At 53.4% G+C, this 234-nt stretch carries 1 protein-coding gene; it reads right to left on the bottom strand.

Going from position 1 to position 234, the window contains the following annotated elements:
- Positions 1-234: UPF0236 family transposase-like protein (locus tag DXX99_RS11280; protein WP_205664727.1), on the bottom strand; the 234-nt coding region annotated here is incomplete at both ends.

Genomic DNA, 234 nt, shown 5'->3' with positions numbered 1-234 from the left:
CCGTATCCGGATAAAGCCCCCCTAGATAATAGGGACACTTGAGCTTGAACCGTCCTTTCCCCACCTCTTCTTTCCCCTCGTGTATGTAAACCAGACGGGGTAAGTACTTCTTCCCGTCCTGACCGGCTACGTGGTCTTCGTCCGCTTCCACGTAAAGAACTTTCACCCGGCGCTTCTCTTTGGGTGGTTCGGGCAGTTCTTCGGGAATAAAGTCGTGCACTACCTTCTTCACGG

Source organism: Ammonifex thiophilus (assembly GCF_003368535.1).
GTDB classification, from domain to species: Bacteria; Bacillota; Desulfotomaculia; order Desulfotomaculales; family Ammonificaceae; genus Ammonifex; species Ammonifex thiophilus.
Note: the sequence above shows the minus strand (reverse complement) of the source record. Positions and strands in the feature narration are given on the sequence as shown.